This is a genomic window from Ralstonia sp. UNC404CL21Col (assembly GCF_000620465.1).
GTDB classification, from domain to species: domain Bacteria; phylum Pseudomonadota; class Gammaproteobacteria; order Burkholderiales; family Burkholderiaceae; genus Ralstonia; species Ralstonia flatus.
In genome coordinates, this window is the sequence record NZ_JIBE01000007.1 from 123,299 (window position 1) to 148,582 (window position 25,284).

Genomic DNA, 25,284 nt, shown 5'->3' on the forward strand with positions numbered 1-25,284 from the left:
ATCGACATCAGTTGGAGCGCAGGCGCGTTTCATCGGCAACCCACGCGAGATACGCGGGCAACCCGGCAGCGAGCGGCACAGCGATGATCTCAGGCACCTCGTACGGATGGGCCTCGCGCAGCGCGGTTTCCAATGCCGGATAGGCTGCACGCGTGGTCTTGATCAGCAGAGGAATCTCGGCGGCGTGCTCGATCGCACCATTCCACCAATACGTCGACGCACAAGCTGGCAAGCGATTGACGCACGCTGCTGCACGCGATTCCAGGACGGCCTTGGTTACGCGATCCGCGCTGTCGGCATCGGGTAGGTTGGTCAGCACCAGCAGCACTTCGGTTCCGGCAGACATAGATACTCCACGGATGCTTTCCGACAGGCAAACGCAAAAAATGGGCAACAAAAAAGCCAGGATGTGAATCCTGGCTTCATTGTAATGCGCGCAGAAGCACGCATCTTGCAGGTTGCCCAGCGCGACGCCATGTCGCACTGGCAAACCTGGGCAAAGCTTATTCAGCTGCGCCGTCGACTTCCACAGCTTCGGCAACTTCCGGACGATCGAGCAGCTCGACCAGTGCCATCGGCGCATTGTCGCCTTGGCGGAAGCCGAACTTCAGGATACGGGTGTAGCCGCCCGGACGGGTAGCGAAACGCGGGCCCAGTTCGTTGAACAGCTTGGTGACCATGTCGCGGTCACGCAGGCGGGCGAATGCCAGACGGCGGTTGGCAACGGTGTCCTTCTTGGCCAGCGTGATCAGCGGCTCGACAACCTTGCGCAGCTCCTTGGCCTTCGGCAGGGTGGTCTTGATCAGCTCGTGCTGCAGCAGCGAGTTCGACATGTTGCGCAGCATCGCGAGACGGTGCGACGAGGTGCGGTTCAGTTTCCGCAAACCATGACGGTGACGCATGATGATTCCTTCTTAAAAGTGTTTAACCAGCTCTTCTATCGCCGCCGCTCATACAACATGGCGTGGCGCGGGCCGGTAGCCTTAACAATAAGCCACCCAAACAGCGATGGCGGAAAACCGGCCGATGCTCTCGCACCGGCCGACAATGACAACTTACTTCTCGAGACCTGCCGGCGGCCAGTTCTCGAGCTTCATGCCGAGCGTCAGGCCACGCGATGCGAGGACTTCCTTGATCTCGTTGAGCGACTTGCGACCCAGGTTCGGGGTCTTGAGCAGTTCGTTCTCGGTACGTTGGATCAGGTCGCCGATGTAGTAGATGTTTTCGGCCTTCAAGCAGTTGGCCGAACGCACGGTCAGTTCCAGATCGTCGACCGGACGCAGCAGAATCGGATCGATCTGCGGCGCACGAGCGGCGGCCGCCTCGGCAGCGCTCTCGGTACCTTCCAGTGCAGCAAACACCGACAGTTGATCAACCAGAATGCGAGCCGACTGGCGAATCGCTTCTTCCGGCGAGATCACACCGTTGGTCTCGATGTTCATCACCAGCTTGTCGAGGTCAGTACGCTGCTCCACACGGGCAGACTCAACTGCGTACGACACACGGCGCACCGGGGCGAACGAGGCGTCCAGCACGATGCGGCCGATGACCTTGCTCGACTCATCGCCGAACTTGCGAACGTTACCCGGCACGTAGCCGCGGCCTTGCTCGACCTTCAGTTGCAGGTCCAGCTTGCCACCTGCCGACAGGTTCGCGATGACGTGACCCGGATTGATGATTTCGACATCGTGCGGCAGCTCGATATCGGCGGCGGTCACCACACCTTCGCCTTCCTTGCGCAGCGACACCGTGACTTCATCACGGTTGTGCAGCTTGAACACCACGCCCTTCAGGTTCAGCAGCAGGTTGACGACGTCTTCCTGCACGCCATCGATGGTGGAATATTCGTGGACGACCCCAGCGATCGTGACTTCGGTCGGGGCATAGCCGACCATCGACGACAGCAGCACGCGGCGCAGCGCGTTACCGAGCGTGTGGCCGTAGCCGCGCTCGAACGGTTCCATGACGACCTTCGCGTGATGATCGCCAAGCGGCTCAACCGCAATAATTTTGGGCTTCAGGAGTGCTGTTTGCATTAGGTTGTCCTATTTCAATACCCTCGGCTCGTTACACCGATAAGGCTGACGGATTGGACTGGAAAGGTTCCATCACAAACATTGCGACGGAAGACGCACGTGCCGCAATCGCGTTGCGGCACGTAACGAATCGGATCGGCTCTGCACCGGAGTACTGCCGGCGCAAGAACGCAATGTCGTTGACGATGAGCGTCCCCAGAAAGGCACACGAACCCGCACCTTGCGGTACGGGCGTCGTCATTAACGCGAATACAGTTCGACGATCAGGCTTTCGTTGATATCGCCAGCGATATCTGCACGATCCGGAGCCTGCTTGAAGACGCCTTCCATCTTCTTGGCATCCACGCTCACCCAGATCGGGAAGCCAGTCTGCTCAGCCAGCGTCAGCGACTCAGCAATACGCACTTGCTTCTTCGACTTTTCGCGGATCGCGATCACGTCGCCCGACTTGACCTGAGCCGACGGAACGTTCAGAGCTTGGCCGTTCACCAGGATCGCCTTGTGCGACACCAGCTGACGAGCTTCTGCGCGCGTCGAGCCGAAGCCCATGCGGTAAACGACGTTGTCCAGACGCGACTCCAGCAGTTGCAGCAGGGTTTCGCCCGTGTTGCCCTTTCGGCGATCGGCTTCTGCGAAGTAGCGGCGGAATTGACGTTCCAGCACGCCGTAGATGCGCTTGACCTTCTGCTTTTCACGCAGCTGGTTGCCGTAGTCGGAGGTGCGAGCGCCGGAAGTGCGGCCGTGCTGACCAGGCTTGCTGTCCAGCTTGCACTTGTCGGCGAGCGAGCGGCGTGCGCTCTTCAGGAAAAGATCAGTACCTTCGCGGCGAGACAGTTTCGCCTTGGGGCCGGTATAGCGTGCCACGTTGTGTTCCTTCGTTATCAGTCATCCGGAGCGCAGAGGCCTCGGATGGTTCGCTTGCTCAGTCCCAGCAACAGGACCGCAGCGAACAGTGGGCTTATGAAAAGACGAAACCCGCCTTCCGGAAAAACCGGAAGACAGGCAAGCGGGCAAGTATAGCACCCGCAGACCAACCTCGCCAACAGCGGCGCGATCGGTCGAATCGCTTAGATGCGACGGCGCTTCGGCGGACGGCAGCCGTTGTGCGGCACCGGCGTCACGTCTTCGATCAACTGGATCTTGATACCCAGGTTGTTCAGTGCACGGACAGCCGATTCACGACCCGGGCCCGGGCCCTTGATGCGCACTTCCAGGTTCTTGATGCCTTGGTCCTGCGCCACGCGGCCAGCACTCTCAGCAGCCACCTGGGCGGCGAACGGCGTCGACTTACGCGAGCCCTTGAAGCCTTGGCCACCCGAAGTCGCCCACGACAGAGCGTTGCCCTGACGGTCGGTGATCGTGATGATCGTGTTGTTGAACGACGCGTGAACGTGCGCGATGCCGTCGGCGACGTTCTTGCGAACCTTCTTACGCGCGCGCTGGGCGGCGGTATTCGCTGCTTTTGCCATAGTTCCTATCCTTTACCCGACGGATTACTTCTTGAGCGCGACGCCGGCCTTGCGCGGACCCTTGCGGGTACGGGCATTGGTGCGGGTACGCTGACCACGCATCGGCAGGCCCTTGCGGTGGCGCACGCCACGGTAGCAGCCCAGATCCATCAGGCGCTTGATGTTCATCGTCGTTTCGCGGCGGAGATCGCCTTCAACGAGGAACTTCTCGATTTCCTTACGCAGCGCGTCCTGGTCCGGATCCGTCAGGTCCTTGACCTTCTTGTCGGTCGGGATGCCAGTAGCCTCGCAAATCTTCTGAGCGCGCGAGCGGCCGATACCGTAGATCGCCGTCAAGCCGATCACGGTATGTTTGTGGTTGGGGATATTGACCCCTGCGATACGTGCCATTCGTCAATCCTCTTTGCGAAATTAGCCTTGGCGCTGCTTATGACGCGGGTCCGTCGAGCAGATCACACGCACCACGCCCTTGCGCTTGATGATTTTGCAGTTGCGGCAAATGCGCTTAACAGAAGCCAGCACTTTCATGATTTTCCTCTTCCTTCAATTCCAGTCCGCTCACTTCGCCCGGAATACGATGCGCGCGCGGGACAGATCATACGGGGTCAATTCGACCGTCACCTTGTCCCCGGGCAAGATGCGGATGTAATGCATACGCATCTTGCCGGAAATATGGCCTAACACTACGTGGCCGTTCTCTAGCTTGACGCGAAACGTTGCGTTGGGGAGGTTTTCCAGCACCTCGCCCTGCATCTGGATCACGTCATCTTTAGCCATGTCCCTTCAGGTTCGTGCGATCACTCCTAGCGGAGCGTCAGGTTTCCCTTGAAATTCGCCTTCTTCATCAAAGACTCGTACTGCTGAGACATCACGTAGGACTGCACTTGTGCCATGAAGTCCATCGTAACGACCACGATGATCAACAGGGACGTCCCACCGAAGTAGAACGGCACGTTCCAGCGCAGCACCAAGAACTCCGGCAACAGACACACCAGCGTGATGTAGATCGCACCCGCCAAGGTCAGACGCACCAGAATCTTGTCGATATACCGCGTGGTTTGCTCGCCCGGACGGATGCCCGGAATGAACGCCCCACTCTTCTTCAGGTTATCCGCCACTTCCCGGCTGTTATAGACCAGCGCGGTGTAGAAGAAACAGAAGAAGATGATCGCCGCTGCATACAGCAGGATGTACACCGGCTGACCGGGCGACAGCGTCGCCGCCAAGTCCTTGACGACCCGTGCAACCGGATTCGTCGAGTTACCGGCTGTAAACCAGCCCGCGATCGTGGCCGGGAACAGAATGATCGACGATGCGAAGATCGGCGGAATCACCCCAGCCATATTCAACTTCAGCGGCAAATGCGACGACTGCCCGCCATAAATCTTGTTACCAACCTGCCGCTTGGCGTAGTTGACGAGGATCTTGCGCTGACCACGTTCAATGAACACGACCAGGAACGTCACCGCACCAATAATCGCCACGACCAGGATCGCCGAGAAAATCCCCATCGACCCCGTACGTACCAGCTCGAACAACCCGCCGATCGCGTTGGGCAGCCCTGCAGCAATCCCGCCGAAAATGATGATCGAGATCCCGTTGCCCAGACCACGCTCGGTGATCTGCTCACCCAGCCACATCAGGAACATCGTGCCCGTCACCAGCGTAATCACAGCGGTGGCCCGGAACATCAGACCCGGATCCAAAACCAGACCCGGCTGCGCTTCGAGTGCCACTGCAATTCCCAGCGCCTGGAACGTTGCCAGGACGACCGTGCCGTAGCGCGTGTACTGCGTAATCTTGCGCTGGCCGGCTTGGCCTTCCTTCTTCAACGATTCCAGCTGCGGCAACACGATCGTCAGCAGCTGCATGATGATCGACGCCGAGATGTACGGCATGATCCCCAGCGCAAACACCGTGAAACGCGACAGCGCGCCGCCGGAGAACAGGTTGAACATCCCCAGGATGCCGCCCGACTGCCGTTGGAAAAGCTGCGCCAGTTGATCCGGATCGATACCCGGCACAGGAATGTGCGCGCCGATCCGGTACACCAGCAGTGCCAGAACCAGGAACACCAGCCGACGGCGAAGATCGCCGTACTTGGCCGTGTTCTTGGCCTGGGCCATCACATTAGGTTTCGCCGTGGCCAAACGGATGCTCCGTCAGTGTAAAACAGCAAGCTATTAGGCCAGCGAGCCACCAGCCGCTTCGATTGCAGCTTTCGCCCCAGCCGTCGCGCCGATACCCTTCAGAGTTACCTTCTTGTCGATTTCGCCCGACAGGATCACCTTGGCGCTCTTGACCATCTCGCCAACGAGGCCGGCTTGCTTGAGGGACAGCAGATCGATTTCTTCGATCGGCAGGCCCGCCAGGTCGCCCAGACGCACTTCAGCGGTGAATTCCTTGGTCAGCGAGGTGAAACCACGCTTGGGCAGACGACGATGCAGGGGCATCTGGCCGCCTTCAAAGCCGACCTTGTGGAAACCACCCGAACGCGACTTCTGACCCTTGTGACCACGACCAGCCGTCTTGCCCAGGCCCGAACCAATACCGCGACCAACGCGGCGCTTGGCGTGCTTGGAGCCGGCTGCCGGCTTCAGGTTATTCAGTTGCATGTTCTTCTCCGTCTTGCCTTAGCCGATGACCTTGACCAGGTAGGACACCTTGTTGATCATGCCGCGCACTGCGGGCGTGTCCTGCAATTCGGACACCGAGTTCATGCGGCGCAGGCCCAGGCCGCGCACCGTGGCGCGGTGGTCTTCGCGCGTACCGATCAGGCTGCGCACGAGTTGGACTTTCACGGTTTTCTGCGACATATCGTTCACCTATCCCTTCGGCTTAGCCGAGGATCTCTTCGACCGACTTGCCACGCTTGGCGGCAACTTCGGCCGGGGTGCTCATCTTGCGCAGGCCATCCAGCGTTGCGCGCACCATGTTGTAAGGATTGGTCGAACCGTGCGACTTGGTCACGATGTTCGTCACGCCCATCACTTCGAAGATGGCGCGCATCGGGCCGCCAGCGATCACGCCGGTACCGTCCTTCGCGGGCATCATCTGCACCTTTGCGGCGCCATGCTTGCCAACCACTTCGTGCTGCAGCGTACCGTTCTTCAGCGGGACCTTGACCATCTTGCGACGGGCTTCGTCCATTGCCTTCTGCACGGCCACCGGGACTTCCTTAGCCTTACCCTTGCCCATGCCGATACGGCCGTCGCCGTCGCCGACCACAGTCAGAGCAGCGAAACCGAGAATCCGGCCGCCCTTGACCACCTTGGTCACACGGTTGACCGCGATCATCTTCTCGCGAAGACCGTCGTCGCGTTCGTCCCCTTGGACCTTAGGTTGAATTTTTGCCATGACGATATCCTCTATGCCGGCTTAGAACTTCAGGCCAGCTTCGCGTGCCGCGTCGGCCAGAGCCTTCACGCGACCGTGATAACGGAAACCCGAGCGATCGAACGCCACGGCTTCGATGCCGGCAGCCTTCGCCTTCTCAGCGATACGCTTACCCACCAGGGTGGCAGCAGCGGTGTTACCACCGTTGCCGTTCAGTTCCTTGCGGACTTCGGCTTCCGCAGTCGAGGCCGAAGCCAGGACCTTGGTGCCATCTTCCGAGAAGACCTGCGCATAAATGTGCAGGTTCGTACGGTGCACAGCCAGACGGGCGACGCTCAGTTCCGCAATTTTCAGGCGGGTCTGACGTGCACGGCGCAGACGCGAGTCATTTTTGTTCATGATGTGCACCCTTACTTCTTCTTGGTTTCCTTCAGGATCACACGCTCATCGGCGTAGCGCACACCCTTGCCCTTGTAGGGCTCCGGCGGACGATAACCACGCACTTCGGCGGCGACCTGACCAACTTTTTGCTTGTCCGAACCCTTGATGATGATTTCGGTCTGCGTCGGCGTTTCCGCCTTCACGCCTTCCGGCATCTCATGGATCACGTCGTGCGAGAAACCGAGTTGCAGTTTCAGAGCGGTGCCCTGAACCGAAGCACGGTAACCCACGCCGACCAGGTTCAGCTTGCGCTCGAAGCCCGTCGTCACACCCTTGACCATGTTGGCCGTCAGGGCGCGCATCGTACCTTGCAGCGCATTGGCTTCACGCGACTCATCTGCCGGCGCGAACGTGATCGTGCCGTTGTCGGTGGTGACCTTGACCAGCGAGTGGATCGGCTGCGTCAGGGTGCCCAGCGGGCCCTTCACGGTCAGCAGACCACCAGCGAAATTGACTTCGGCGCCCTTGGGCAGCGCGATGGGAGCCTTACCTACGCGAGACATGGTTCCCCTCCCTTAGGCGACGTAGCAAATGACTTCGCCACCGACACCGGTTGCGCGGGCGCGGCGGTCCGTCATCAGACCCTGCGGGGTCGAGATGATGGCGACACCCAGGCCGTTCATCACTTGCGGGATTTCATTACGGCCCTTGTACACACGCAGACCAGGCTTCGAGACGCGCTCCAGGCGCTCGATGACCGGGCGGCCAGCGTAGTACTTCAGACCAATCGTCAGCGTGGACTTGCCACCCTGCTCGGTCACGGCGAATTCGTCGATGTAGCCTTCGTCCTTCAGGACTTTGGCGATTGCCACCTTCAGCTTCGACGACGGCATGACCACCGACGCTTTTTCCACCGCTTGCGCGTTGCGGATACGCGTCAGCATATCGGCGATCGGATCGCTCATGCTCATACTGTTTCTCCTGTAGCCTGTGCGTGATTACCAGCTGGCTTTCGTCAGACCCGGGATCTCGCCCTTGAAGGCGATCTCGCGGAGCTTGTTACGCGCCAGGCCGAACTTACGGAACGTACCGCGGGGACGACCGGTGATCGAGCAGCGGTTGCGCTGACGAGTCGGATTTGCATTGCGCGGCAGCGCTTGCAGCTTCAGACGCGCTTCGTAGCGCTCTTCTTCCGACTTGCTTTGGTCGGCCACGATGGCTTCGAGAGCGGCGCGCTTCTCAGCGTACTTGGCCACGAGCTTGGCACGCTTCTTCTCGCGTTCGATCAGAGACAATTTAGCCACGGTAACCCCTTAATTACGGAACGGGAACTTGAACGCGTTGAGGAGCGCCTTCGCTTCCTCGTCGTTCTTCGCAGTCGTCGTGATGCTGATGTTCAGACCACGGAGTGCGTCGATCTTGTCGTATTCGATCTCGGGGAAAATGATCTGCTCTTTCACACCGATGTTGTAGTTGCCACGACCATCGAACGCCTTACCCGACACACCACGGAAGTCGCGCACGCGGGGCAGCGACACAGTGATGAAGCGGTCCAGGAATTCATACATACGTTGGCCACGCAGCGTGACCATCGTACCGATCGGGTAACCCTGGCGAATCTTGAAGCCGGCGATAGCCTTGCGGGCCTTCGTCACGATGGGCTTCTGGCCAGCGATCTTGATCAGGTCGCCCGTGGCGTGCTCGATGACTTTCTTGTCATTGATGGCTTCGCCAAGACCCATGTTCAGGGTGATCTTGGTGATGCGCGGCACTTCCATCACAGACTTGTAGCCGAACTGCTTGATCAGCTCGGGCACAACCTTCTCTTTGTAAAACTCTTGCAGACGTGCAGTCATGCTCAACTCCTCTCTATTGCCCAGAATCAAGCGCCGACGGCAGCACCAGTGGTCTTCAGCACGCGCGTCTTCACGCCGCCTTCAACCTTGATGCCGACGCGCGACGGCTTGCCATTGGCATCCACGAGCGCAACGTTCGAAATATGGATGGGCATGACCTTGTCGACCACACCACCCGTCGTACCCAGCATCGGGTTCGGGCGCACGTGCTTCTTGGCAACGTTCACGCCTTCAACCGTCACATGCTCGGCGAGTACGGCCAGCACGGTACCCTGCTTGCCCTTGTCTTTACCGGTACGGACGATGACGCGATCGCCCTTGCGAATCTTGTTCATGCGGCCTCCGATTACAGCACTTCCGGCGCGAGCGACACGATCTTCATGAAGCGCTCGGTACGGAGTTCGCGAGTGACCGGCCCGAAGATACGGGTGCCGATCGGCTCAAGCTTGGTGTTCAGCAGCACGGCGGCATTGCCGTCGAACTTGATGAGCGAGCCGTCGGGACGGCGCACGCCCTTGGCGGTACGCACCACCACGGCGTTGTAGATATCGCCCTTCTTCACGCGACCACGCGGGGCAGCATCCTTGACGCTGACCTTGATGATGTCGCCGACGCTGGCGTAGCGGCGCTTCGAACCGCCCAGCACCTTGATGCACATGACTTCACGCGCACCCGTGTTATCGGCCACTTCGAGCCGGCTTTCTGTCTGAATCATGGTGTTCTCGTCCCAACTTAATTCGCCAAACGCACAATGCGCAGAGGCGATCAGTCTTGGTCCCGCCGGCTGCTGGCATTGCGCCAACTGCGATTGGGTTGATCAACTTGAAGTCGGTAGCTGCCCGACGGCGATTGCCGCCTGGCCCATTCGCTTTTCCCCTTCACCCGAGCCACCAGCATATTTGCCGGCCACCCTCACAAAGGGAAAGACCGAGACTATATCACATAATCTCGGTCTTGCAACAGCAAACTGCTCGCTGTTGTTTTAGATCACGCGCGCAGCTTCAAGCAGACGCGACACCACCCACGACTTGGTGCGGGAGAGCGGACGCGATTCCGTGATCTCGACCTTGTCGCCTTCGTTGTACTGGTTGGCTTCGTCGTGCGCGTGGTACTTCTTCGAGCGCACCACGTACTTGCCGTACAGCGGATGCTTGACGCGGTTTTCGATCAGGACCGTGACGGTCTTGTCCATCTTGTTGCTGACAACGCGACCGACGAGCGTGCGCTTCAGGGACGTTGCGGCTTCAGTCATTTCTGGTTCCCCTTCTGGCCCAGCACGGTGCGGACACGCGCGATGTCACGACGCACCTTCTTCAGCTGGCTGGTGTTCTGCAGCTGTTGCGTCGCTTTTTGCATGCGCAGGCCAAATTGGGCCTTCAGCAGCTCGGAGAGCTCCTGGTTCAGCCCGGCGACATCTTTGTCGCGCAGTTCGGATGCTTTCATGGTGTGTGCTCCTTACGTTCCGACCTGACGCACCACGAAGCTGGTCGCGATCGGCAGCTTGGCAGCGGCCAGGCGGAATGCCTCGCGTGCCAGTTCTTCGCCAACGCCGTCCATTTCGTACAGCATCTTGCCCGGCTGAATTTCAGCCACGTAGTATTCCGGGTTGCCCTTACCGTTACCCATACGGACTTCGGCAGGCTTCTTCGAGATCGGCTTGTCCGGGAAAATCCGGATCCAAATGCGGCCGCCACGCTTGATGTGACGGGTCATCGCACGACGGGCCGACTCAATCTGACGCGCGGTCAGACGGCCGCGGCCCATCGCCTTCAGACCGAACTCGCCGAACGAGACTGCGTTGCCGCGCGTCGCGATACCGGTGTTACGGCCCTTCTGCTCCTTGCGGTACTTCCTGCGCTTAGGTTGCAGCATGTTTATTCTCCAGTCTTGGCGTCGGCGCCACGACGGGCACCTGCACCAGCACCGCGGCGCTGACCGGCCGGGCGACCTTCGCCCTCACGGCGACGACCTTCCGGGCGACCCGGACGCTTGCGACGCTCTTCTTGCGGCTCTTCCACGACGGGTGCGTCGTTGCGGCCGAGATGGTCGCCCTTGTACACCCACACCTTGACACCGATGATGCCGTAGGTGGTTTCCGCTTCGGAGAAGCCGTAGTCGATATCGGCGCGCAGCGTGTGCAGGGGCACACGGCCTTCGCGGTACCACTCGGTACGGGCGATTTCGATGCCGTTCAGACGGCCCGAGCTCATGATCTTGATGCCTTGGGCACCCAGACGCATCGCGTTCTGCATCGCGCGCTTCATTGCGCGACGGAACATGATGCGGCGCTCGAGCTGCTGCGTGATCGAATCGGCGATCAGCTGCGCATCGACTTCCGGCTTGCGGATTTCTTCGATGTTCACGTGCACGGGCACGCCCATGCGACGCTGCAGCTCAGCCTTCAGCAGTTCGATGTCTTCGCCCTTCTTGCCGATCACCACGCCCGGACGCGAGCTGTAAATGGTGATACGAGCATTCTTGGCCGGACGCTCGATGACCACGCGGCCCACCGACGCGTTCTTCAGCTTCTTCTTCAGAAACTCGCGAACCTCGATGTCTTCCTTGAGCATGCCGGCAAACTGGGTGTTGCTCGCGTACCAACGCGATGCCCAGTTACGGCTGACAGCCAGACGGAAGCCAGTCGGATGAATCTTCTGTCCCATCGTGACCCCTTAGTTGCCCAGCGTCACAGTGATGTGACAGGTTTGTTTCTCGATGCGGTTGCCACGGCCCTTCGCACGCGCCGTGAAACGCTTGAGCGACGTGGCCTTGTCGATGTAGATCGACTTGACCTTCAGCTCGTCGATATCGGCGCCTTCATTGTGCTCGGCGTTCGCGATGGCGGACTCAACCACCTTCTTCACGATGCCAGCCGCCTTCTTCGGGCTGAACGTCAGCACGTTGAGCGCGCGCTCGATCGACAGGCCGCGGATCTGGTCAGCAACCAGGCGCGTCTTCTGTGCGGAGATACGGGCGCCGCGATGAATCGCTTTAACTTCCATGATTGCCCCTTATCGCTTCGCTTTCTTGTCGGCAGCGTGGCCCTTGAACGTACGCGTGAGCGCAAATTCGCCGAGCTTGTGGCCAACCATGTTTTCCGTGACATACACGGGCACGTGCTGACGACCGTTATGAACGGCGATCGTCAGGCCGATGAAGTCCGGCAGAATGGTCGAACGACGCGACCAAGTCTTGATGGGCTTCTTGTCCTTCGTTTGCACTGCCGCCTCAACCTTCTTCAGCAGGTGGGCGTCAATGAAAGGACCCTTTTTTACGGAACGAGTCATATCTAAGCTCCTACCTACCGATTAACGCTTGTGACGGCGCTGAACGATCATGCTGTCAGTGCGCTTGTTACGACGGGTGCGGTAGCCCTTGGTCGGCGTGCCCCACGGGGACACCGGATCACGGCCAGCAGCAGTCTTACCTTCACCACCACCGTGCGGGTGATCGACCGGGTTCATCACCACACCGCGAACGGTCGGGCGAATACCGCGCCAACGGGTTGCACCGGCCTTGCCGATCTGGCGCAGGCTGTGCTCTTCGTTGCCGACTTCACCGATGGTCGCGCGGCACTCGATGTGCACGCGGCGCACTTCACCCGAGCGCAGACGCACTTGAGCGTAGATGCCTTCGCGAGCCAGCAGCACGGCGGATGTACCGGCGGAACGGGCAACTTGAGCGCCCTTGCCCGGCAGGATTTCCACGCAGTGGATCGTCGTACCGACAGGGATGTTGCGAATCGGCAGGTTGTTACCGGCCTTGATCGGCGCTTCCGAGCCGTTGGCGATGGCTTGGCCAACCACAGCGCCCTTCGGGGCGATGATGTAGCGGCGCTCGCCATCAGCGAACAGCACGAGCGCGATGTTGGCGCTACGGTTCGGATCGTATTCCAGGCGTTCGATCTTGGCCGGGATACCGTCCTTGTCGTTACGCTTGAAGTCGACGATGCGATAGTGATGCTTGTGACCACCGCCCTTGTGACGGGTGGTGATGTGGCCGTTGTTGTTACGACCCGACTTCTGGATTTGCTTTTCCAGCAGCGGAGCGTGCGGCGCGCCCTTGTGAAGATCGGGGTTAACGACCTTCACCATCGAGCGGCGGCCCGGCGATGTCGGCTTGGTTTTGACGAGTGCCATGATTACTTGGCCTCCGCTTCAAAATTGATTTCCTGGCCCGGCTTCAGCGAGACATAGGCCTTCTTCACGTGGTCACGACGACCCATGAAGCGACCGAAGCGCTTTTGCTTGCCCTTCTGGTTCAGGATCTGGACGGACTCGACTTCGACCTTGAACAGCAGCTCGACAGCAGCCTTCACTTCGCCCTTGTTGGCGTCGCGAGCCACTTCGAACACGACCTGTTCGTTCTTCTCGGCCACCAGGGTTGCCTTTTCAGACACCACAGGCGCCAGCAGCACCTGCATCAGGCGATGGTCGTTCTTGGCAACTTGCGTCATTTCAGCAACTCCTCGATCTGCGCGACGGCTGCCTTGGTCACGAGCACCTTCTTGTAGTGCACGAGCGACAGCGGGTCGGCGTGACGCGGCTCAACCACGAGCACGTGCGCCAGGTTGCGCGATGCCAGGAAGAGGTTTTCGTCCAGGTTATCGGTAATCACGAGCACCGAATCCAGGCCCATGGCGCGGAACTTGTCGGCCAGCAGCTTGGTTTTGGGCGCGTCGACGGACAGGCTGTCAACGACGTTGATGCGACCTTCACGGGCGAGCTGCGAATAAATCGAGCGCATGCCGGCGCGGTACATCTTCTTGTTGACCTTCTGCGAGAAGTTTTCTTCCGGGCTGTTCGGGAAGATACGACCACCCCCGCGCCACAGCGGGGAGGAGCTCATACCTGCACGGGCGCGGCCCGTACCCTTTTGACGCCACGGCTTCTTGGTCGTGTGCTTGACCTCTTCACGGTCCTTCTGCTTACGGTTACCGCTGCGAGCGTTGGCCTGGTAAGCGACGACGACTTGGTGAACGAGGGCTTCGTTGTAGTCACGGCCGAACACTTCCGGCGAGGCAGCAACGCCGGCGCCGAGTTGACCGTTGTCCTGGAGCAGCTTCAGTTCCATGCGTTTGCTCCTTATGCCTTCTTGGCGCGGGCCTTCACGGCCGGCGTGACGATGACTTGACCGCCCTTGGCGCCCGGAATCGCACCCTTGACCAGCAGCAGCTTGCGCTCTGCGTCGATCTTGGCGATTTCCAGGTTCTGGACGGTACGGGTGACGTCACCCATGTGACCGGTCATGCGCTTACCCGGGAACACGCGACCCGGATCCTGCGCCATACCGATCGAGCCCGGCACGTTGTGCGAGCGCGAGTTACCGTGCGAGGCGCGGCCCGACGAGAAGTTGTAACGCTTGATGGTACCGGCGTAGCCCTTACCAATCGTCACACCCTGAACGTCGATCTTCTGACCGACTTCGAACAGGTCGACGCTGATGTTCGCGCCAGGCTGGAATTCAGCGGCACGAGCGGCATCCACTCGGAATTCTTTGATGACTTCGCCCGCTTCCACGCCGGCTTTGGCGAGATGACCCGCCAGCGGCTTGGTGACGCGGCTGGCGCGTCGGGTGCCGAAGGTGACTTGAACCGCGGTATAACCGTCGGTCTCGTCCGTCTTGATTTGCGTCACGCGGTTGTCGCCGACCTCGAGCACGGTGACGGGAATCGAATCGCCGTCGTCCGTGAAAATACGGGTCATGCCAACCTTGCGACCTACAAGGCCAAGGCTCATGGTTTGCTCCATTCCCAGCTGCGATTGGCCGGGGCTGATTGATACTACGAATCTTGAACTGGACTGCGCCTAAAGAGACAGCGCGAGGCCAAATGGCCAGCCCACTCCCCTGACTAAAGGGGTAGCCCTACAATATATCCCGGTTACGAACAATATGCAAGGCCGATTGCCGGATAGCGCCCGGACGTCGTGTGCAATGCAACATCTGCCGCGTAAAAGCAAAACGGCGAGCACTTGGCTCGCCGTTTGCCCGTTACCGGAGTGACCCGGCAGCGTTGTCTTGCTTACTGCAGCTTGATCTCGACGTCTACGCCAGCCGGCAGGTCCAGCTTCATCAGCGCGTCGACGGTCTTGTCCGTCGGATCGACGATGTCCATCAGGCGCTGGTGCGTGCGGATTTCGAACTGGTCGCGGCTGGTCTTGTTGACGTGCGGCGAACGCAGAACGTCGAAACGCTGGATGCGGGTCGGCAGGGGCACCGGGCCCTTGACGATCGCGCCGGTGCGCTTGGCGGTCTCGACGATTTCAGCGGCCGACTGGTCGATCAGGCGATAGTCGAAAGCCTTCAGGCGGATACGGATCTTCTGGTTCTGCATGATGTTTCCTTAAAGAGCATGGCGGCCAGGCCGCCGGTAGATTGAAAGAGCGATGCTACAGGCGATGCGCCGCACCCCTTACGAGGAACAGCGCATCGATCCGCCTTTTACTTCAGGATCTTGGCAACGACGCCAGCACCCACGGTACGGCCGCCTTCACGGATAGCGAAGCGCAGGCCTTCTTCCATGGCGATCGGCGCGATCAGCTTGACGGTGATCGACACGTTGTCGCCCGGCATGACCATTTCCTTGCCTTCCGGCAGGGCGATCGAGCCAGTCACGTCCGTCGTACGGAAGTAGAACTGCGGACGGTAGTTGTTGAAGAACGGCGTGTGACGGCCGCCTTCGTCCTTCGACAGGATGTAGACCTCGCCCGTGAATTCGGTGTGCGGCTTGATCGAGCCCGGCTTGGCCAGCACTTGGCCGCGCTGGACGTCTTCGCGCTTCGTACCGCGCAGCAGAATACCGACGTTGTCGCCTGCTTGACCTTGGTCCAGCAGCTTGCGGAACATTTCCACGCCCGTGCAGGTCGTCTTGTCGATCTTCGGCTTGTCGCCGTCCATGGCGATACCGACGATTTCGATTTCTTCGCCGACCTTGATGATGCCGCGCTCGATACGGCCGGTCACCACGGTGCCGCGACCCGAGATCGAGAACACGTCTTCCACCGGCATCAGGAACGTACCGTCAACAGCGCGCTCCGGCGTCGGGATGTAGGTGTCCAGTGCGTCGGCCAGGTTCATGATGGCCACTTCGCCCAGTTCGCCCTTGTCGCCTTCCAGCGCCAGCTTGGCCGAACCCTTGATGATCGGGGTGTCGTCGCCCGGGAAGTCGTACTTCGACAGAAGTTCGCGCACTTCCATCTCGACCAGCTCCAGCAGCTCAGCGTCGTCCACCATGTCGCACTTGTTCAGGAACACGACGATGTACGGCACGCCGACCTGACGGGCCAGCAGGATGTGCTCACGCGTTTGCGGCATCGGGCCGTCAGCGGCCGAGCACACCAGGATGGCGCCGTCCATCTGGGCGGCACCGGTAATCATGTTCTTGACGTAGTCGGCGTGGCCCGGGCAGTCAACGTGCGCGTAGTGGCGGTTAGCCGTTTCGTACTCGACGTGCGCGGTGTTGATCGTGATGCCGCGTGCCTTTTCTTCCGGCGCTGCGTCGATTTCGTCGTACTTCTTCGCGGTACCACCGAACTTGCTCGACAGCACGGTTGCGATCGCTGCGGTCAGCGTCGTCTTGCCGTGGTCAACGTGACCAATCGTACCAACGTTCACGTGCGGCTTGGTCCGCTCGAACTTTTCCTTTGCCATGTCAGCTCCTCAATTCGGAATCGGCTAATTACTAGATTTGGGATGCAGGCGGCACGCACGCGCGCGCCGCCAAAACACGTTGATTACTTCGTACCCTTGGCAGCCATCACAGCTTCGGCGATGTTCTTCGGTGCCTCAGCGTATTGCTTGAATTCCATGGTGTACGTGGCGCGGCCTTGCGTCTGCGAGCGCAGCGACGTCGAATAACCGAACATTTCCGACAGCGGGACTTCGGCCTTGATGATCTTGCCGCCGCCCACCATGTCATCCATGCCCTGCACGATGCCGCGGCGGGACGACAAGTCGCCCATCACGGTACCCGTGTAGTCTTCCGGCGTTTCCACTTCCACAGCCATCATCGGCTCCAGCAGAACCGGAGTGGCGCGGCGCATGGCTTCCTTGAAAGCCATCGAACCGGCCATGCGGAACGCGTTTTCGTTCGAGTCCACGTCGTGGTACGAACCGAACGTCAGCGTGACCTTCACGTCCACCACCGGGAAGCCCGCCAGAATACCGGACGGCAGCGTGTCGACGATGCCCTTCTCGACCGCCGGGATGTATTCGCGAGGAATCACACCGCCCTTGATGGCGTCGACGAATTCGAAGTTCTTGCCAGCCTTCTTCGCCTCGTCGTCCGCCGGTTCCAGCGTGATCACAGCGTGACCGTACTGACCGCGACCGCCGGACTGCTTGACGAACTTGCCTTCGACGTCTTCAACCTTCTTGCGGATGGTTTCGCGGTAGGCAACTTGCGGGGCGCCGATGTTGGCTTCCACGCCGAATTCGCGCTTCATGCGATCGACCAGAATTTCGAGGTGCAGCTCACCCATACCCGAAATGATGGTCTGACCCGATTCTTCATCGGTACGCACGCGGAACGACGGATCTTCAGCAGCCAGGCGGTTCAGGGCGATGCCCATCTTTTCCTGGTCAGCCTTGGTCTTCGGCTCGACAGCCTGCGAGATCACCGGCTCCGGGAACACCATGCGCTCGAGAATGATCGGAGCGCTCGGGTCGCACAGCGTGTCACCCGTGGTGGCGTCCTTCAGGCCCACCGCAGCGGCGATGTCGCCGGCCAGCACTTCCTTGATTTCTTCGCGCTGGTTGGCGTGCATCTGGAGAATACGGCCCAGACGCTCCTTCTTCTGCTTCACCGGGTTGTACACGGTGTCGCCGGAGTTGATCTTGCCCGAGTAGACGCGGAAGAAGATCAGCTGACCAACGAACGGGTCGGTCATGATCTTGAACGCCAGTGCCGAGAACTTTTCGTTGTCGTCAGCCTTGCGCTCGAGCTTCTTCTCTTCGTCGTTTTCGTCGATGCCCTGAACCGGCGGAATGTCGACCGGCGACGGCAGGAAGTCGATCACGGCGTCGAGCATGCGCTGCACGCCCTTGTTCTTGAACGCGGTGCCGCACAGCATCGGCTGGATTTCGCAGGCGATGGTACGGTCGCGCAGTGCCTTGACGATCTCAGCACGGGACAGCTCTTCGCCGCCCAGGTACTTTTCCATCAGCTCTTCGCTGGCTTCAGCAGCCGACTCGACCATCTTCTCGCGCCACTCGTTCGCGACGTCAACCAGATTGGCCGGGATGTCGTGGTATTCGAACTTCACGCCCTGGCTGGCTTCGTCCCAAATGATCGCCTTCATTTCCAGCAGATCGACGACGCCCTGGAAGCCGTCTTCAGCGCCGATGGGCACCACGACGGGCACGGGGTTGGCCTTCAGACGGGTCTTCAGCTGGTCGTAGACCTTGAAGAAGTTCGCGCCGGTACGGTCCATCTTGTTGACGAACGCCAGACGCGGCACCTTGTACTTGTTGGCCTGACGCCAGACGGTTTCCGACTGCGGCTGCACGCCACCCACCGCGCAGTACACCATGCACGCGCCGTCCAGCACACGCATGGAACGCTCCACCTCGATGGTGAAGTCCACGTGGCCCGGGGTGTCGATGATGTTGAAGCGGTGCTCGGGGTAGTTGCCGCCCATGCCCTTCCAGAAGGCGGTGGTAGCAGCGGACGTGATGGTGATGCCGCGCTCTTGCTCCTGCTCCATCCAGTCCATGGTGGCAGCGCCATCATGCACTTCACCGATCTTGTGGTTCACACCGGTGTAGAACAGGATCCGCTCGGTCGTGGTGGTCTTGCCGGCGTCGATGTGAGCGGAAATACCGATGTTACGGTAGCGCTCAATGGGGGTCTTACGAGCCACGGTTAATCCTCAGATTCGTCAACGGGGCGCTGGCCCACGGCCAAGCGCCCCTAATACAAATGGGCGAGATGTGCGCACACAGCCCGCCCAGCAACCAACAACGTCTCGCGTCGCTTAGAAGCGGAAGTGCGAGAACGCCTTGTTGGCTTCAGCCATGCGGTGCACTTCGTCGCGCTTCTTCATGGCGCCGCCGCGGCCTTCCGAGGCTTCGAGCAGCTCACCAGCCAGACGCAGGGCCATCGACTTCTCGCTGCGCTTCTTCGCAGCTTCCCGCAGCCAACGCATCGCCAATGCCAGACGACGCGACGGCCGGACTTCGACCGGCACCTGATAGTTGGCGCCACCAACACGACGGCTCTTCACTTCGACCACCGGCTTGATGTTGCCGATAGCCAGCGTGAACACCTCGATCGGCGCCTTGCCTGCTTTCTTCTCGATCTGGTCGAACGCACCGTAGACGATACGTTCAGCCACCGACTTCTTGCCGTCCAGCATCAGGACGTTCATGAACTTGGCGACTTCCACATTGCCGAACTTCGGGTCCGGCAGAATTTCCCGCTTGGGGACTTCACGACGACGTGGCATCTTCTTTCCTTCTCTGTTCAGTTGAGAACCGCTTCGGTTCTCCGGCCACCAACTAGCTTGTCTTCCAACAATCTGAGCCGGGTGACCACTTACTCGACGGTGCCAGTGCGGTCAAAAAACGCACCGTTGTACCGCCTGCTCATGACAAGACCGTGACCGCAAAAGCGGCGCGATCTCACTGGCGACTTAGGCCGCCTTCGGACGCTTCGCGCCGTACTTCGAACGCGCTTGCTTACGGTCCTTGACGCCTTGCAGGTCAAGGGAGCCGCGCACGATGTGGTAACGCACACCCGGCAAGTCCTTCACACGACCGCCGCGGATCAGCACGACGCTGTGTTCTTGCAGGTTGTGGCCTTCACCGCCGATGTACGAAATGACTTCGAAACCGTTGGTCAGGCGCACCTTGGCGACCTTACGCAGTGCCGAGTTCGGCTTCTTCGGCGTCGTGGTGTACACGCGGGTGCACACGCCGCGACGCTGCGGGCAGTTCTCAAGTGCCGGGCTCTTGCTCTTCAGCTTTTCCGAGACGCGGGGCTTGCGAACCAGTTGATTGATGGTTGGCATTGTTCAATCCAGCTTGGTTTTTGAAAAATCGCCGGCTCACATAACGTGAACGCCTCATATGTGAGGCGGACGGCGCAATCGGGTTTTATGGAAGTGGCGAGCAGAACGCTCTGAAGGGAGGACCTGCGGGAACAGATCAAGACCAAAGAGCGCGAGCCCGTCTGATTTCAGATGCCTTGCACAGCATTTGCCGGGCATGGACGCGCGAAACCAGAAGCCAAAAACTCGAATCTGGCACTATAGCGGGCTGTCTTGCAAGCGTCAAGCACGCCGCCAGTCTGGCGACGGGCGAGTCGGTCAGCAGCGGCGCGGTGTGGCGCCGATGGCACGCTGCGCACCAGCTGGCCATACGAAAACGAGTGCAGCGGCCACCACAAACCCAAGCGCGAGAACCGATACACCGATCCAGCCGGCGCGCGCCCAGGCCGCACCGGCCAAACCGCCGCCTGCAGCCGCGCCAAAGAAGAACGCCCCGGTGTACAGACCATTCACGCGCCCCCGGACCTCGGGCGACAGCGTGTTGACCATGTAGCGGCCGAGCGCCTGGTCGCCGATGGCGCCAAAGTCGAGCAACAACGCTGCGGCGGCCAGCATCACCAACATGACAGGGACGCTCAGGCCCGGCAGCAGCGCCGAAGCGAGCGCCAACAGCAGACCCGTCGCCGCACTGCCATGCGCGAGCAGCGTGCCCACACGCACCAAGCCGCGATCCGCCAGCCGTCCGGCGATTGGCGCCGCCACGACGCCGGCCGCGCCGCACAGCGCGAAGATGCCGATGCCGTTCTGCGAAAGATGGAACGGCGCGGCCGCCAGCCGCAGTGCAACAGCCGTCCAGAACAGCGTGAAGGCCGCCATCAGCAAAGCTTGCGTGGCGGCGCGGCGACGCAATACCGGTTCGCTGCGCAGAAGATGGCCATACGACTTGAGCAGCACACCGTACGACAGCGCACGCGGCGGCACGAAGGTCGGCATCACGCGCGGCAGAAGGACGGCCAGCACGGCAATCGCCACCGCCGACGCGCCGTAGAACGCACGCCAGCCCCATTGCGCCGCGATCAGGCTGGCCGCCGGGCGCGACAGCAGGATGCCTAGGTTCAGGCCGATCATGATGTCGCCGAGCACGCGGCCGCGCCGATGGTCTGCGGACAGGCGCCCCGCCAGCGCGATCAGCATCTGAATGACCGTCGACGTCAGGCCGATGGCGAAGGCGGCCAGCATCAGCACTTGGCCGCTCTGCGCGACCGTGGTCAGCGCCAGCGACGCCACCGCGCCCCATAGCGTGCGCGAGGCGAGCGCGCGGTTGTCCTGCAGATCGGTCAGCGGCATCAGCAGCAACAGGCCGATGCCGTAGCCGACCAGCGTGGCGGTCACGAGCAGCCCGGTGGCGGCCGTGGTCCAGCCGATGCTCGCGGCGATCTCGGCGACCAGCGGCTGGATACCGAACAGGTTGATGACGATGAGCCCGACGGCGGCGGCAAACAGCGGCGTGGCGCCGCGAGGGAGCGCGTCGGCGAGGGACGTGTTGGGAATGGCTGGGGCTTCGGTGGTCATGATGAGCGGGACGAAGAGTCGGAGACCCCATCCTAGCCAGTCGATTCGCGCAGATTAAGGTAGCCTCTGTCGCCATATTGTTTCCATACGTGCGCAAATATGGATCGGCTTTCTGACGTGGTGGTCTTCGTGCAGGTGGTGGAGCGCGGCAGCCTGTCGGCGGCGGCCGATGCGATGGGGATGTCGCGCGGGGTGATCAGCAAGGCGCTTGCCCGGCTGGAAACGCGGTTGCAGACGCGTCTGCTGCAACGGACGACGCGGCGCCTGTCGCTCACCGAAGCGGGCGCGGCGTTCTTCGAGAAAAGCCGCGAAGGCCTGGCGCTCGTCGATGCAGCGGAGCAGGCCGTGAGCGCCTTGCGCGATGAGGCGCGCGGCACGTTGCGCGTGTCGGCGCCGGCCTCGTTTGCGGTGACATTGCTGGCGCCGCTGCTGGGCGCATTCCAGGCGCGCTACCCAGCCGTGCAGGTCGATCTGGACATGAACGACCGCTACGCGGATCTGGTCGCCGGGCGCATCGACGTGGCGATCCGCATCGGCATGCTGGAGGACTCGTCGCTGGTGGCGCGGCGGCTGGCGGACTGCGCGCACGCTATCTACGGCGCGCCGTCGTATTTTCGCGTGCGGGGCATTCCGCAGTCGCCGGAGGATTTGCGCGACCACAACTGCCTCGTCTACGCCAACTACGACGGGCCGTACGACTGGGTGCTGACAGACGCTGCTGGCCAGCGTCACGTCGCACACGTCACCGGCTCAATGCTCGCCAACAACAGCCTCGTGCTGCGCGAGGCGGCGCGTTCAGGGCTCGGCGTGTCGCTTGGGCCGGCGTATCTCGTGCGCGACGATATTGCGGCCGGCCGGCTGCAGGCGGTGCTGACGAGCTACACAGCGCGCGAGGTGCCCCTGCACGCCGTCTTCACGCAACGCGTGCATCTGCTGCCGAAGGTGCGGGCGTTTGTCGATTTTCTGGGCGATCACCTGAGCCGCACCGGCGTGATGGGGCCATTGCCGCCGTCCGCCTAGGCTTGCTCGCGGCACTTCTCCAGCACGTCGAGCAGCGCCTGGCCGTAGCGGTCCAGCTTGGCCATGCCGATACCCGGCAGCTCGCCGAGCGCCTCGCGCGAATCCGGATCGGTCTCCGCGATGCGCGCGAGCGTGGCGTCGTGGAAGATCACATACGCCGGCACGCTGTGCTCGCGCGCGGCCTGCGTCCGCCAGGCCCGCAACGCCTGCCAGCGCACCTGCGCCTCGGTGGAAAGCTCGGCGGCCGGATCGGCGCGACGCTCCTTCTTCGTCGACGATGACGACGCGCCGCGCACCTTCTCGGCCTGACGACGGAGGATTACCGGCTGCTCGCCCTTGAGCACGGGGCGCGCCGCGTCGGTCAGGATCAGCGCGCCATGGCCGCCGTGGTCCACCGCAAACAAGCCCTGCGCAACCAATTGGCGGAATACGCTGCGCCAAGCGGCTTCGGACAGATCGCTGCCGATGCCGAAGGTGGACAGCGTTTCGTGATGCCACTGCTTGATGCGCTCGGTTGCGTTGCCGCGCAGGATGTCGATGAGCTGGCCCGCGCCAAAACTCACGCGGCTGGCTTGCTGGACGCGGTATGCGCACGACAGCGCCATCTGTGCCTCGCGCGTGGCATCCCAGGTTTGCGGCGGCGTGAGGCACGTATCGCAGTTGCCGCAGGGCTGGCTGCTTTCCCCGAAGTACGCAAGCAGCGCCACGCGGCGGCAGGTTGCCGCTTCGCACAAGCCAAGCAGCGCTTCGAGCTTGGCGGTTGATACGCGCTTGTGCACGTCGTCCGCATCGGACTCGTCGATCATGCGGCGCTGCTGCACCACGTCGGCCAAGCCGTAGGCCATCCACGCGTTGGCGGGCAGGCCGTCGCGGCCGGCGCGGCCGGTCTCCTGGTAGTAGCCCTCCAGGCTCTTGGGCAAATCGAGGTGCGCAACGAAGCGGACGTCCGGCTTGTCGATGCCCATGCCGAAAGCGATGGTCGCCACCATCACGACGCCCTCCTCCTTGCGGAAGATCGCCTGATGGCGGGCGCGCACTTCGGAATCCATCCCGGCGTGATACGGCAGCGCGCGGATGCCCTGCTCGGCCAGCCACTGCGCGGTCTCTTCCACCTTCTTGCGCGACAGGCAATAGACGATGCCGGCGTCGCAGGTGTCGCCGTCCATGTGCTCGGCGCGAATGAACCGCAGCAGTTGCTGACGCGCGCTGTCCTTCTCGACGATGGTGTAGCGGATGTTCGGGCGGTCGAAGCTGGAGAGGAAGACGCGCGCATCCGTCAGCGCCAGCCGTTCGACGATTTCGTCGCGCGTGACGGCATCGGCCGTGGCGGTGAGCGCAATGCGCGGCACGTGCGGGAACCGCTCGTGCAGCACGGAAAGCTGGATGTACTCGGGCCGGAAATCGTGCCCCCACTGCGACACACAGTGCGCTTCGTCGATGGCGAACAGGCCGATGCGCGATCGCTCAAGCAACTCGAGGAAGCGCGGCGTCATCAACCGCTCGGGCGCCACGTAGACGAGGTCCAGCCGCCCGGCCGCCAGATCGCGCTCGACCTGCGCGGCCTCGGCGCCCGTCAGCGCGGAGTTGAGGTACGCGGCGCGCACGCCCGCCTCTTCCAGCGCGGCCACCTGGTCCTGCATCAGCGCAATCAGCGGCGACACGACGATGCCGGCGCCCTGCCCGCGGCGGTGCCGCACGAGCGCCGGAATCTGGTAACAGAGCGATTTGCCGCCGCCGGTCGGCATCAGCACGAGGCAATCGCCGCCGTCGGCGACGTGCGCGACGATTTCCGCCTGCGGGCCGCGGAAGGCGCTGTAGCCGAACACATCGTGCAGCACCGCGTGCGTGGCGGCGGCGGTGTCTTCGGGCAGCGCCTGCAGCGCGTGGTCTATGGCGGGAGAGTCGTACATCGGGACGGCGGGTGCGCGCGGTGTCACGCGCGGGCTGGGCGAAACCGCTATTGTGACAAACCCCGCCGAGGGGCGGTCAATCAGGACAGTCGGATTGTCGGAAACGCTGCGCTCAGACCTTGCGCGCAACGATGCGATGGATTGTCCGCCCCGACGATTGGCTAACGGCCGCTTCGTCGAAAACCACTTCAGTGCCGGCCAGCGCCTCGCGCACGGGCGCCGCATCGAAGGACGTGAACAGCCGGCCGCGCCCATCGCGCTGGTCGGCGTCGGGCGTGACGCGCCAGCTCAGATACAGCGTGCCGCCCGGGCGCAGCAACGACACCAGCCGCTGCACCGCCGCACCAATCTGCTCGGGCGGCAGATGCATGATGACGGTCTCGCAGATGACGTTGTCGAACGCGCCTTCGGCAATGCCGACCAATTCAGGCAAGAGCGCCTGCCGGAACGACAGCCCCGGATATTGCTCGCGTGCCGCTTCCAGCAGCGCGGCGGACGCGTCGTAGCCGACCGCCGGGTAACCGTTGGCGTTGAGCCACGCCACCTCGCGCCCCGCGCCGCAGCCGATGTCGGCGGTGGCACCGCCTGCCTTGAACTCGCGGCGCAGCAGCGCGTACAGGTCTTCAGGCGCCGGCTGGTCGCGCCATTCCTGCGCGAAGGTTTCGGCGAGCGCGTCGTAGGCGGCAACGGTCTGCGTGTCCATGGCGACTCCGGTC

Annotated in this window: 38 protein-coding genes; 1 reads left to right on the forward strand and 37 read right to left on the reverse strand. The window is 61.8% G+C overall.

Features of this window, described 5'->3' with window-relative positions:
* Positions 1–7: 7 nt before the first annotated feature.
* The 35 genes from cutA to N511_RS0116355 all read right to left on the reverse strand — a co-directional run bounded on the left by cutA (position 8) and on the right by N511_RS0116355 (position 21,638).
* On the reverse strand, positions 8–346 hold the full coding sequence (gene cutA / locus N511_RS0116180; protein WP_027680268.1) for a divalent-cation tolerance protein CutA: 339 nt from the start codon (positions 344–346) through the stop codon (positions 8–10).
* A 157-nt stretch (positions 347–503) separates the two neighbouring features.
* Positions 504–902, reverse strand: a complete 399-nt coding sequence (gene rplQ / locus N511_RS0116185; protein ID WP_024977878.1) for a 50S ribosomal protein L17 — start codon at positions 900–902, stop codon at positions 504–506.
* A gap of 153 nt (positions 903–1,055) precedes the next feature.
* Positions 1,056–2,036: a DNA-directed RNA polymerase subunit alpha gene (locus tag N511_RS0116190; protein ID WP_004634508.1), complete on the reverse strand. Its 981-nt coding sequence runs from the start codon at positions 2,034–2,036 to the stop codon at positions 1,056–1,058.
* Between the two features lie 240 nt (positions 2,037–2,276).
* Positions 2,277–2,900, reverse strand: coding sequence for a 30S ribosomal protein S4 (rpsD, locus tag N511_RS0116200; protein WP_027680270.1), 624 nt, complete (start codon positions 2,898–2,900; stop codon positions 2,277–2,279).
* Between the two features lie 203 nt (positions 2,901–3,103).
* Positions 3,104–3,505, reverse strand: coding sequence for a 30S ribosomal protein S11 (gene rpsK, locus N511_RS0116205; RefSeq protein ID WP_003264143.1), 402 nt, complete (start codon positions 3,503–3,505; stop codon positions 3,104–3,106).
* A 24-nt stretch (positions 3,506–3,529) separates the two neighbouring features.
* Positions 3,530–3,895: a 30S ribosomal protein S13 gene (gene rpsM, locus N511_RS0116210; protein WP_004634501.1), complete on the reverse strand. Its 366-nt coding sequence runs from the start codon at positions 3,893–3,895 to the stop codon at positions 3,530–3,532.
* Positions 3,896–3,916: 21 nt separating this feature from the next.
* On the reverse strand, positions 3,917–4,033 hold the full coding sequence (gene rpmJ, locus N511_RS0116215; RefSeq protein ID WP_027680271.1) for a 50S ribosomal protein L36: 117 nt from the start codon (positions 4,031–4,033) through the stop codon (positions 3,917–3,919).
* Between the two features lie 30 nt (positions 4,034–4,063).
* Positions 4,064–4,282, reverse strand: coding sequence for a translation initiation factor IF-1 (gene infA, locus N511_RS0116220; RefSeq protein WP_003264140.1), 219 nt, complete (start codon positions 4,280–4,282; stop codon positions 4,064–4,066).
* Between the two features lie 26 nt (positions 4,283–4,308).
* On the reverse strand, positions 4,309–5,631 hold the full coding sequence (gene secY, locus N511_RS0116225) for a preprotein translocase subunit SecY (RefSeq protein WP_037027069.1): 1,323 nt from the start codon (positions 5,629–5,631) through the stop codon (positions 4,309–4,311).
* Between the two features lie 57 nt (positions 5,632–5,688).
* Positions 5,689–6,120 carry a 50S ribosomal protein L15 gene (gene rplO, locus N511_RS0116230; protein ID WP_024977880.1) on the reverse strand — a complete coding sequence of 144 codons (432 nt, stop codon included), beginning with the start codon at positions 6,118–6,120 and terminating at the stop codon, positions 5,689–5,691.
* Positions 6,121–6,138: 18 nt separating this feature from the next.
* On the reverse strand, positions 6,139–6,321 hold the full coding sequence (rpmD, locus tag N511_RS0116235; protein ID WP_003264137.1) for a 50S ribosomal protein L30: 183 nt from the start codon (positions 6,319–6,321) through the stop codon (positions 6,139–6,141).
* Between the two features lie 22 nt (positions 6,322–6,343).
* The gene (gene rpsE / locus N511_RS0116240) at positions 6,344–6,862 is read right to left on the reverse strand and encodes a 30S ribosomal protein S5 (protein WP_004634493.1); all 519 of its coding nucleotides are present in this window, start codon (positions 6,860–6,862) and stop codon (positions 6,344–6,346) included.
* A gap of 21 nt (positions 6,863–6,883) precedes the next feature.
* A complete protein-coding gene (gene rplR / locus N511_RS0116245) occupies positions 6,884–7,240 on the reverse strand; it encodes a 50S ribosomal protein L18 (protein ID WP_004634492.1) in 357 nt (118 codons plus the stop codon).
* A gap of 11 nt (positions 7,241–7,251) precedes the next feature.
* Positions 7,252–7,785, reverse strand: coding sequence for a 50S ribosomal protein L6 (gene rplF, locus N511_RS0116250; protein ID WP_012763152.1), 534 nt, complete (start codon positions 7,783–7,785; stop codon positions 7,252–7,254).
* 12 nt (positions 7,786–7,797) lie between these two features.
* Positions 7,798–8,193 carry a 30S ribosomal protein S8 gene (gene rpsH, locus N511_RS0116255; RefSeq protein ID WP_004634489.1) on the reverse strand — a complete coding sequence of 132 codons (396 nt, stop codon included), beginning with the start codon at positions 8,191–8,193 and terminating at the stop codon, positions 7,798–7,800.
* Positions 8,194–8,220: 27 nt separating this feature from the next.
* Positions 8,221–8,526, reverse strand: coding sequence for a 30S ribosomal protein S14 (rpsN, locus tag N511_RS0116260; RefSeq protein ID WP_004634486.1), 306 nt, complete (start codon positions 8,524–8,526; stop codon positions 8,221–8,223).
* Between the two features lie 9 nt (positions 8,527–8,535).
* Positions 8,536–9,078, reverse strand: a complete 543-nt coding sequence (gene rplE / locus N511_RS0116265) for a 50S ribosomal protein L5 (protein ID WP_009241894.1) — start codon at positions 9,076–9,078, stop codon at positions 8,536–8,538.
* A 26-nt stretch (positions 9,079–9,104) separates the two neighbouring features.
* The gene (gene rplX, locus N511_RS0116270; protein WP_009241893.1) at positions 9,105–9,413 is read right to left on the reverse strand and encodes a 50S ribosomal protein L24; all 309 of its coding nucleotides are present in this window, start codon (positions 9,411–9,413) and stop codon (positions 9,105–9,107) included.
* Between the two features lie 11 nt (positions 9,414–9,424).
* Entirely contained in the window at positions 9,425–9,793 is a 369-nt protein-coding gene (gene rplN / locus N511_RS0116275) for a 50S ribosomal protein L14 (protein ID WP_003264129.1), read from the reverse strand.
* 267 nt (positions 9,794–10,060) lie between these two features.
* A complete protein-coding gene (gene rpsQ, locus N511_RS0116280) occupies positions 10,061–10,330 on the reverse strand; it encodes a 30S ribosomal protein S17 (protein WP_004634482.1) in 270 nt (89 codons plus the stop codon).
* Positions 10,327–10,521 carry a 50S ribosomal protein L29 gene (rpmC, locus tag N511_RS0116285; RefSeq protein WP_004634481.1) on the reverse strand — a complete coding sequence of 65 codons (195 nt, stop codon included), beginning with the start codon at positions 10,519–10,521 and terminating at the stop codon, positions 10,327–10,329. Before rpmC ends, rpsQ begins: the two co-directional genes overlap by 4 nt.
* A 12-nt stretch (positions 10,522–10,533) precedes the next feature.
* Positions 10,534–10,950, reverse strand: coding sequence for a 50S ribosomal protein L16 (gene rplP / locus N511_RS0116290; protein WP_003264123.1), 417 nt, complete (start codon positions 10,948–10,950; stop codon positions 10,534–10,536).
* Positions 10,951–10,952: 2 nt separating this feature from the next.
* A complete protein-coding gene (rpsC, locus tag N511_RS0116295) occupies positions 10,953–11,741 on the reverse strand; it encodes a 30S ribosomal protein S3 (RefSeq protein WP_009241892.1) in 789 nt (262 codons plus the stop codon).
* Between the two features lie 9 nt (positions 11,742–11,750).
* Positions 11,751–12,080, reverse strand: coding sequence for a 50S ribosomal protein L22 (gene rplV / locus N511_RS0116300; RefSeq protein ID WP_004634479.1), 330 nt, complete (start codon positions 12,078–12,080; stop codon positions 11,751–11,753).
* A gap of 9 nt (positions 12,081–12,089) precedes the next feature.
* On the reverse strand, positions 12,090–12,365 hold the full coding sequence (gene rpsS, locus N511_RS0116305; RefSeq protein WP_004634478.1) for a 30S ribosomal protein S19: 276 nt from the start codon (positions 12,363–12,365) through the stop codon (positions 12,090–12,092).
* A gap of 21 nt (positions 12,366–12,386) precedes the next feature.
* On the reverse strand, positions 12,387–13,217 hold the full coding sequence (rplB, locus tag N511_RS0116310) for a 50S ribosomal protein L2 (RefSeq protein ID WP_009241891.1): 831 nt from the start codon (positions 13,215–13,217) through the stop codon (positions 12,387–12,389).
* Between the two features lie 2 nt (positions 13,218–13,219).
* Positions 13,220–13,534: a 50S ribosomal protein L23 gene (gene rplW / locus N511_RS0116315; RefSeq protein WP_004634476.1), complete on the reverse strand. Its 315-nt coding sequence runs from the start codon at positions 13,532–13,534 to the stop codon at positions 13,220–13,222.
* Positions 13,531–14,151 carry a 50S ribosomal protein L4 gene (gene rplD, locus N511_RS0116320; RefSeq protein ID WP_004634475.1) on the reverse strand — a complete coding sequence of 207 codons (621 nt, stop codon included), beginning with the start codon at positions 14,149–14,151 and terminating at the stop codon, positions 13,531–13,533. The genes rplW and rplD overlap by 4 nt, the downstream gene beginning before the upstream one ends.
* Positions 14,152–14,162: 11 nt before the next feature.
* Positions 14,163–14,816 carry a 50S ribosomal protein L3 gene (gene rplC, locus N511_RS0116325; RefSeq protein WP_004634474.1) on the reverse strand — a complete coding sequence of 218 codons (654 nt, stop codon included), beginning with the start codon at positions 14,814–14,816 and terminating at the stop codon, positions 14,163–14,165.
* A gap of 284 nt (positions 14,817–15,100) precedes the next feature.
* Positions 15,101–15,412 (reverse strand): 30S ribosomal protein S10, encoded by a 312-nt coding sequence (gene rpsJ, locus N511_RS0116330; protein ID WP_004634473.1) that lies wholly within the window; start codon positions 15,410–15,412, stop codon positions 15,101–15,103.
* 107 nt (positions 15,413–15,519) lie between these two features.
* Entirely contained in the window at positions 15,520–16,728 is a 1,209-nt protein-coding gene (gene tuf, locus N511_RS0116335; RefSeq protein WP_027680273.1) for an elongation factor Tu, read from the reverse strand.
* A gap of 83 nt (positions 16,729–16,811) precedes the next feature.
* Positions 16,812–18,938: an elongation factor G gene (fusA, locus tag N511_RS0116340; protein ID WP_027680274.1), complete on the reverse strand. Its 2,127-nt coding sequence runs from the start codon at positions 18,936–18,938 to the stop codon at positions 16,812–16,814.
* Positions 18,939–19,052: 114 nt separating this feature from the next.
* Positions 19,053–19,523: a 30S ribosomal protein S7 gene (gene rpsG, locus N511_RS0116345; protein ID WP_004634470.1), complete on the reverse strand. Its 471-nt coding sequence runs from the start codon at positions 19,521–19,523 to the stop codon at positions 19,053–19,055.
* Between the two features lie 186 nt (positions 19,524–19,709).
* Positions 19,710–20,087 (reverse strand): 30S ribosomal protein S12, encoded by a 378-nt coding sequence (gene rpsL, locus N511_RS0116350; RefSeq protein ID WP_003265519.1) that lies wholly within the window; start codon positions 20,085–20,087, stop codon positions 19,710–19,712.
* 297 nt (positions 20,088–20,384) lie between these two features.
* Positions 20,385–21,638, reverse strand: coding sequence for an MFS transporter (locus tag N511_RS0116355; RefSeq protein WP_027680275.1), 1,254 nt, complete (start codon positions 21,636–21,638; stop codon positions 20,385–20,387).
* 99 nt (positions 21,639–21,737) lie between these two features.
* On the opposite strand from N511_RS0116355, the gene N511_RS0116360 reads away from it, so the two are divergent.
* On the forward strand, positions 21,738–22,658 hold the full coding sequence (locus tag N511_RS0116360; protein ID WP_027680276.1) for a LysR family transcriptional regulator: 921 nt from the start codon (positions 21,738–21,740) through the stop codon (positions 22,656–22,658).
* Here the strand turns inward: N511_RS0116360 and recQ are convergent.
* Together recQ and N511_RS0116370 are read right to left on the reverse strand one after the other, a co-directional pair.
* Positions 22,655–24,568, reverse strand: a complete 1,914-nt coding sequence (gene recQ / locus N511_RS0116365; protein ID WP_027680277.1) for a DNA helicase RecQ — start codon at positions 24,566–24,568, stop codon at positions 22,655–22,657. The genes N511_RS0116360 and recQ overlap by 4 nt on opposite strands.
* A 112-nt stretch (positions 24,569–24,680) precedes the next feature.
* Positions 24,681–25,271: a class I SAM-dependent methyltransferase gene (locus N511_RS0116370; protein ID WP_027680278.1), complete on the reverse strand. Its 591-nt coding sequence runs from the start codon at positions 25,269–25,271 to the stop codon at positions 24,681–24,683.
* Between the last annotated feature and the right edge of the window lie 13 nt (positions 25,272–25,284).

Coding starts and splice junctions, on each gene's coding strand:
- cutA (WP_027680268.1), bottom strand. CDS start 346: ATGTCTGCCGGAACCGAAGTGCTGCTGGTGCTGACCAACCTACCCGAT.
- rplQ (WP_024977878.1), bottom strand. CDS start 902: ATGCGTCACCGTCATGGTTTGCGGAAACTGAACCGCACCTCGTCGCAC.
- N511_RS0116190 (WP_004634508.1), bottom strand. CDS start 2,036: ATGCAAACAGCACTCCTGAAGCCCAAAATTATTGCGGTTGAGCCGCTT.
- rpsK (WP_003264143.1), bottom strand. CDS start 3,505: ATGGCAAAAGCAGCGAATACCGCCGCCCAGCGCGCGCGTAAGAAGGTT.
- rpsM (WP_004634501.1), bottom strand. CDS start 3,895: ATGGCACGTATCGCAGGGGTCAATATCCCCAACCACAAACATACCGTG.
- rpmJ (WP_027680271.1), bottom strand. CDS start 4,033: ATGAAAGTGCTGGCTTCTGTTAAGCGCATTTGCCGCAACTGCAAAATC.
- infA (WP_003264140.1), bottom strand. CDS start 4,282: ATGGCTAAAGATGACGTGATCCAGATGCAGGGCGAGGTGCTGGAAAAC.
- secY (WP_037027069.1), bottom strand. CDS start 5,631: ATGGCCCAGGCCAAGAACACGGCCAAGTACGGCGATCTTCGCCGTCGG.
- rplO (WP_024977880.1), bottom strand. CDS start 6,120: ATGCAACTGAATAACCTGAAGCCGGCAGCCGGCTCCAAGCACGCCAAG.
- rpmD (WP_003264137.1), bottom strand. CDS start 6,321: ATGTCGCAGAAAACCGTGAAAGTCCAACTCGTGCGCAGCCTGATCGGT.
- rpsE (WP_004634493.1), bottom strand. CDS start 6,862: ATGGCAAAAATTCAACCTAAGGTCCAAGGGGACGAACGCGACGACGGT.
- rplR (WP_004634492.1), bottom strand. CDS start 7,240: ATGAACAAAAATGACTCGCGTCTGCGCCGTGCACGTCAGACCCGCCTG.
- rplF (WP_012763152.1), bottom strand. CDS start 7,785: ATGTCTCGCGTAGGTAAGGCTCCCATCGCGCTGCCCAAGGGCGCCGAA.
- rpsH (WP_004634489.1), bottom strand. CDS start 8,193: ATGAGCATGAGCGATCCGATCGCCGATATGCTGACGCGTATCCGCAAC.
- rplE (WP_009241894.1), bottom strand. CDS start 9,078: ATGACTGCACGTCTGCAAGAGTTTTACAAAGAGAAGGTTGTGCCCGAG.
- rplX (WP_009241893.1), bottom strand. CDS start 9,413: ATGAACAAGATTCGCAAGGGCGATCGCGTCATCGTCCGTACCGGTAAA.
- rplN (WP_003264129.1), bottom strand. CDS start 9,793: ATGATTCAGACAGAAAGCCGGCTCGAAGTGGCCGATAACACGGGTGCG.
- rpsQ (WP_004634482.1), bottom strand. CDS start 10,330: ATGACTGAAGCCGCAACGTCCCTGAAGCGCACGCTCGTCGGTCGCGTT.
- rpmC (WP_004634481.1), bottom strand. CDS start 10,521: ATGAAAGCATCCGAACTGCGCGACAAAGATGTCGCCGGGCTGAACCAG.
- rplP (WP_003264123.1), bottom strand. CDS start 10,950: ATGCTGCAACCTAAGCGCAGGAAGTACCGCAAGGAGCAGAAGGGCCGT.
- rpsC (WP_009241892.1), bottom strand. CDS start 11,741: ATGGGACAGAAGATTCATCCGACTGGCTTCCGTCTGGCTGTCAGCCGT.
- rplV (WP_004634479.1), bottom strand. CDS start 12,080: ATGGAAGTTAAAGCGATTCATCGCGGCGCCCGTATCTCCGCACAGAAG.
- rpsS (WP_004634478.1), bottom strand. CDS start 12,365: ATGACTCGTTCCGTAAAAAAGGGTCCTTTCATTGACGCCCACCTGCTG.
- rplB (WP_009241891.1), bottom strand. CDS start 13,217: ATGGCACTCGTCAAAACCAAGCCGACATCGCCGGGCCGCCGCTCGATG.
- rplW (WP_004634476.1), bottom strand. CDS start 13,534: ATGACGCAAGTTGCCAAGAACGACCATCGCCTGATGCAGGTGCTGCTG.
- rplD (WP_004634475.1), bottom strand. CDS start 14,151: ATGGAACTGAAGCTGCTCCAGGACAACGGTCAACTCGGCGCCGGCGTT.
- rplC (WP_004634474.1), bottom strand. CDS start 14,816: ATGAGCCTTGGCCTTGTAGGTCGCAAGGTTGGCATGACCCGTATTTTC.
- rpsJ (WP_004634473.1), bottom strand. CDS start 15,412: ATGCAGAACCAGAAGATCCGTATCCGCCTGAAGGCTTTCGACTATCGC.
- tuf (WP_027680273.1), bottom strand. CDS start 16,728: ATGGCAAAGGAAAAGTTCGAGCGGACCAAGCCGCACGTGAACGTTGGT.
- rpsG (WP_004634470.1), bottom strand. CDS start 19,523: ATGCCACGTCGTCGTGAAGTCCCCAAGCGGGAAATTCTGCCGGACCCG.
- rpsL (WP_003265519.1), bottom strand. CDS start 20,087: ATGCCAACCATCAATCAACTGGTTCGCAAGCCCCGCGTCTCGGAAAAG.
- N511_RS0116355 (WP_027680275.1), bottom strand. CDS start 21,638: ATGACCACCGAAGCCCCAGCCATTCCCAACACGTCCCTCGCCGACGCG.
- N511_RS0116360 (WP_027680276.1), top strand. CDS start 21,738: ATGGATCGGCTTTCTGACGTGGTGGTCTTCGTGCAGGTGGTGGAGCGC.
- recQ (WP_027680277.1), bottom strand. CDS start 24,568: ATGTACGACTCTCCCGCCATAGACCACGCGCTGCAGGCGCTGCCCGAA.
- N511_RS0116370 (WP_027680278.1), bottom strand. CDS start 25,271: ATGGACACGCAGACCGTTGCCGCCTACGACGCGCTCGCCGAAACCTTC.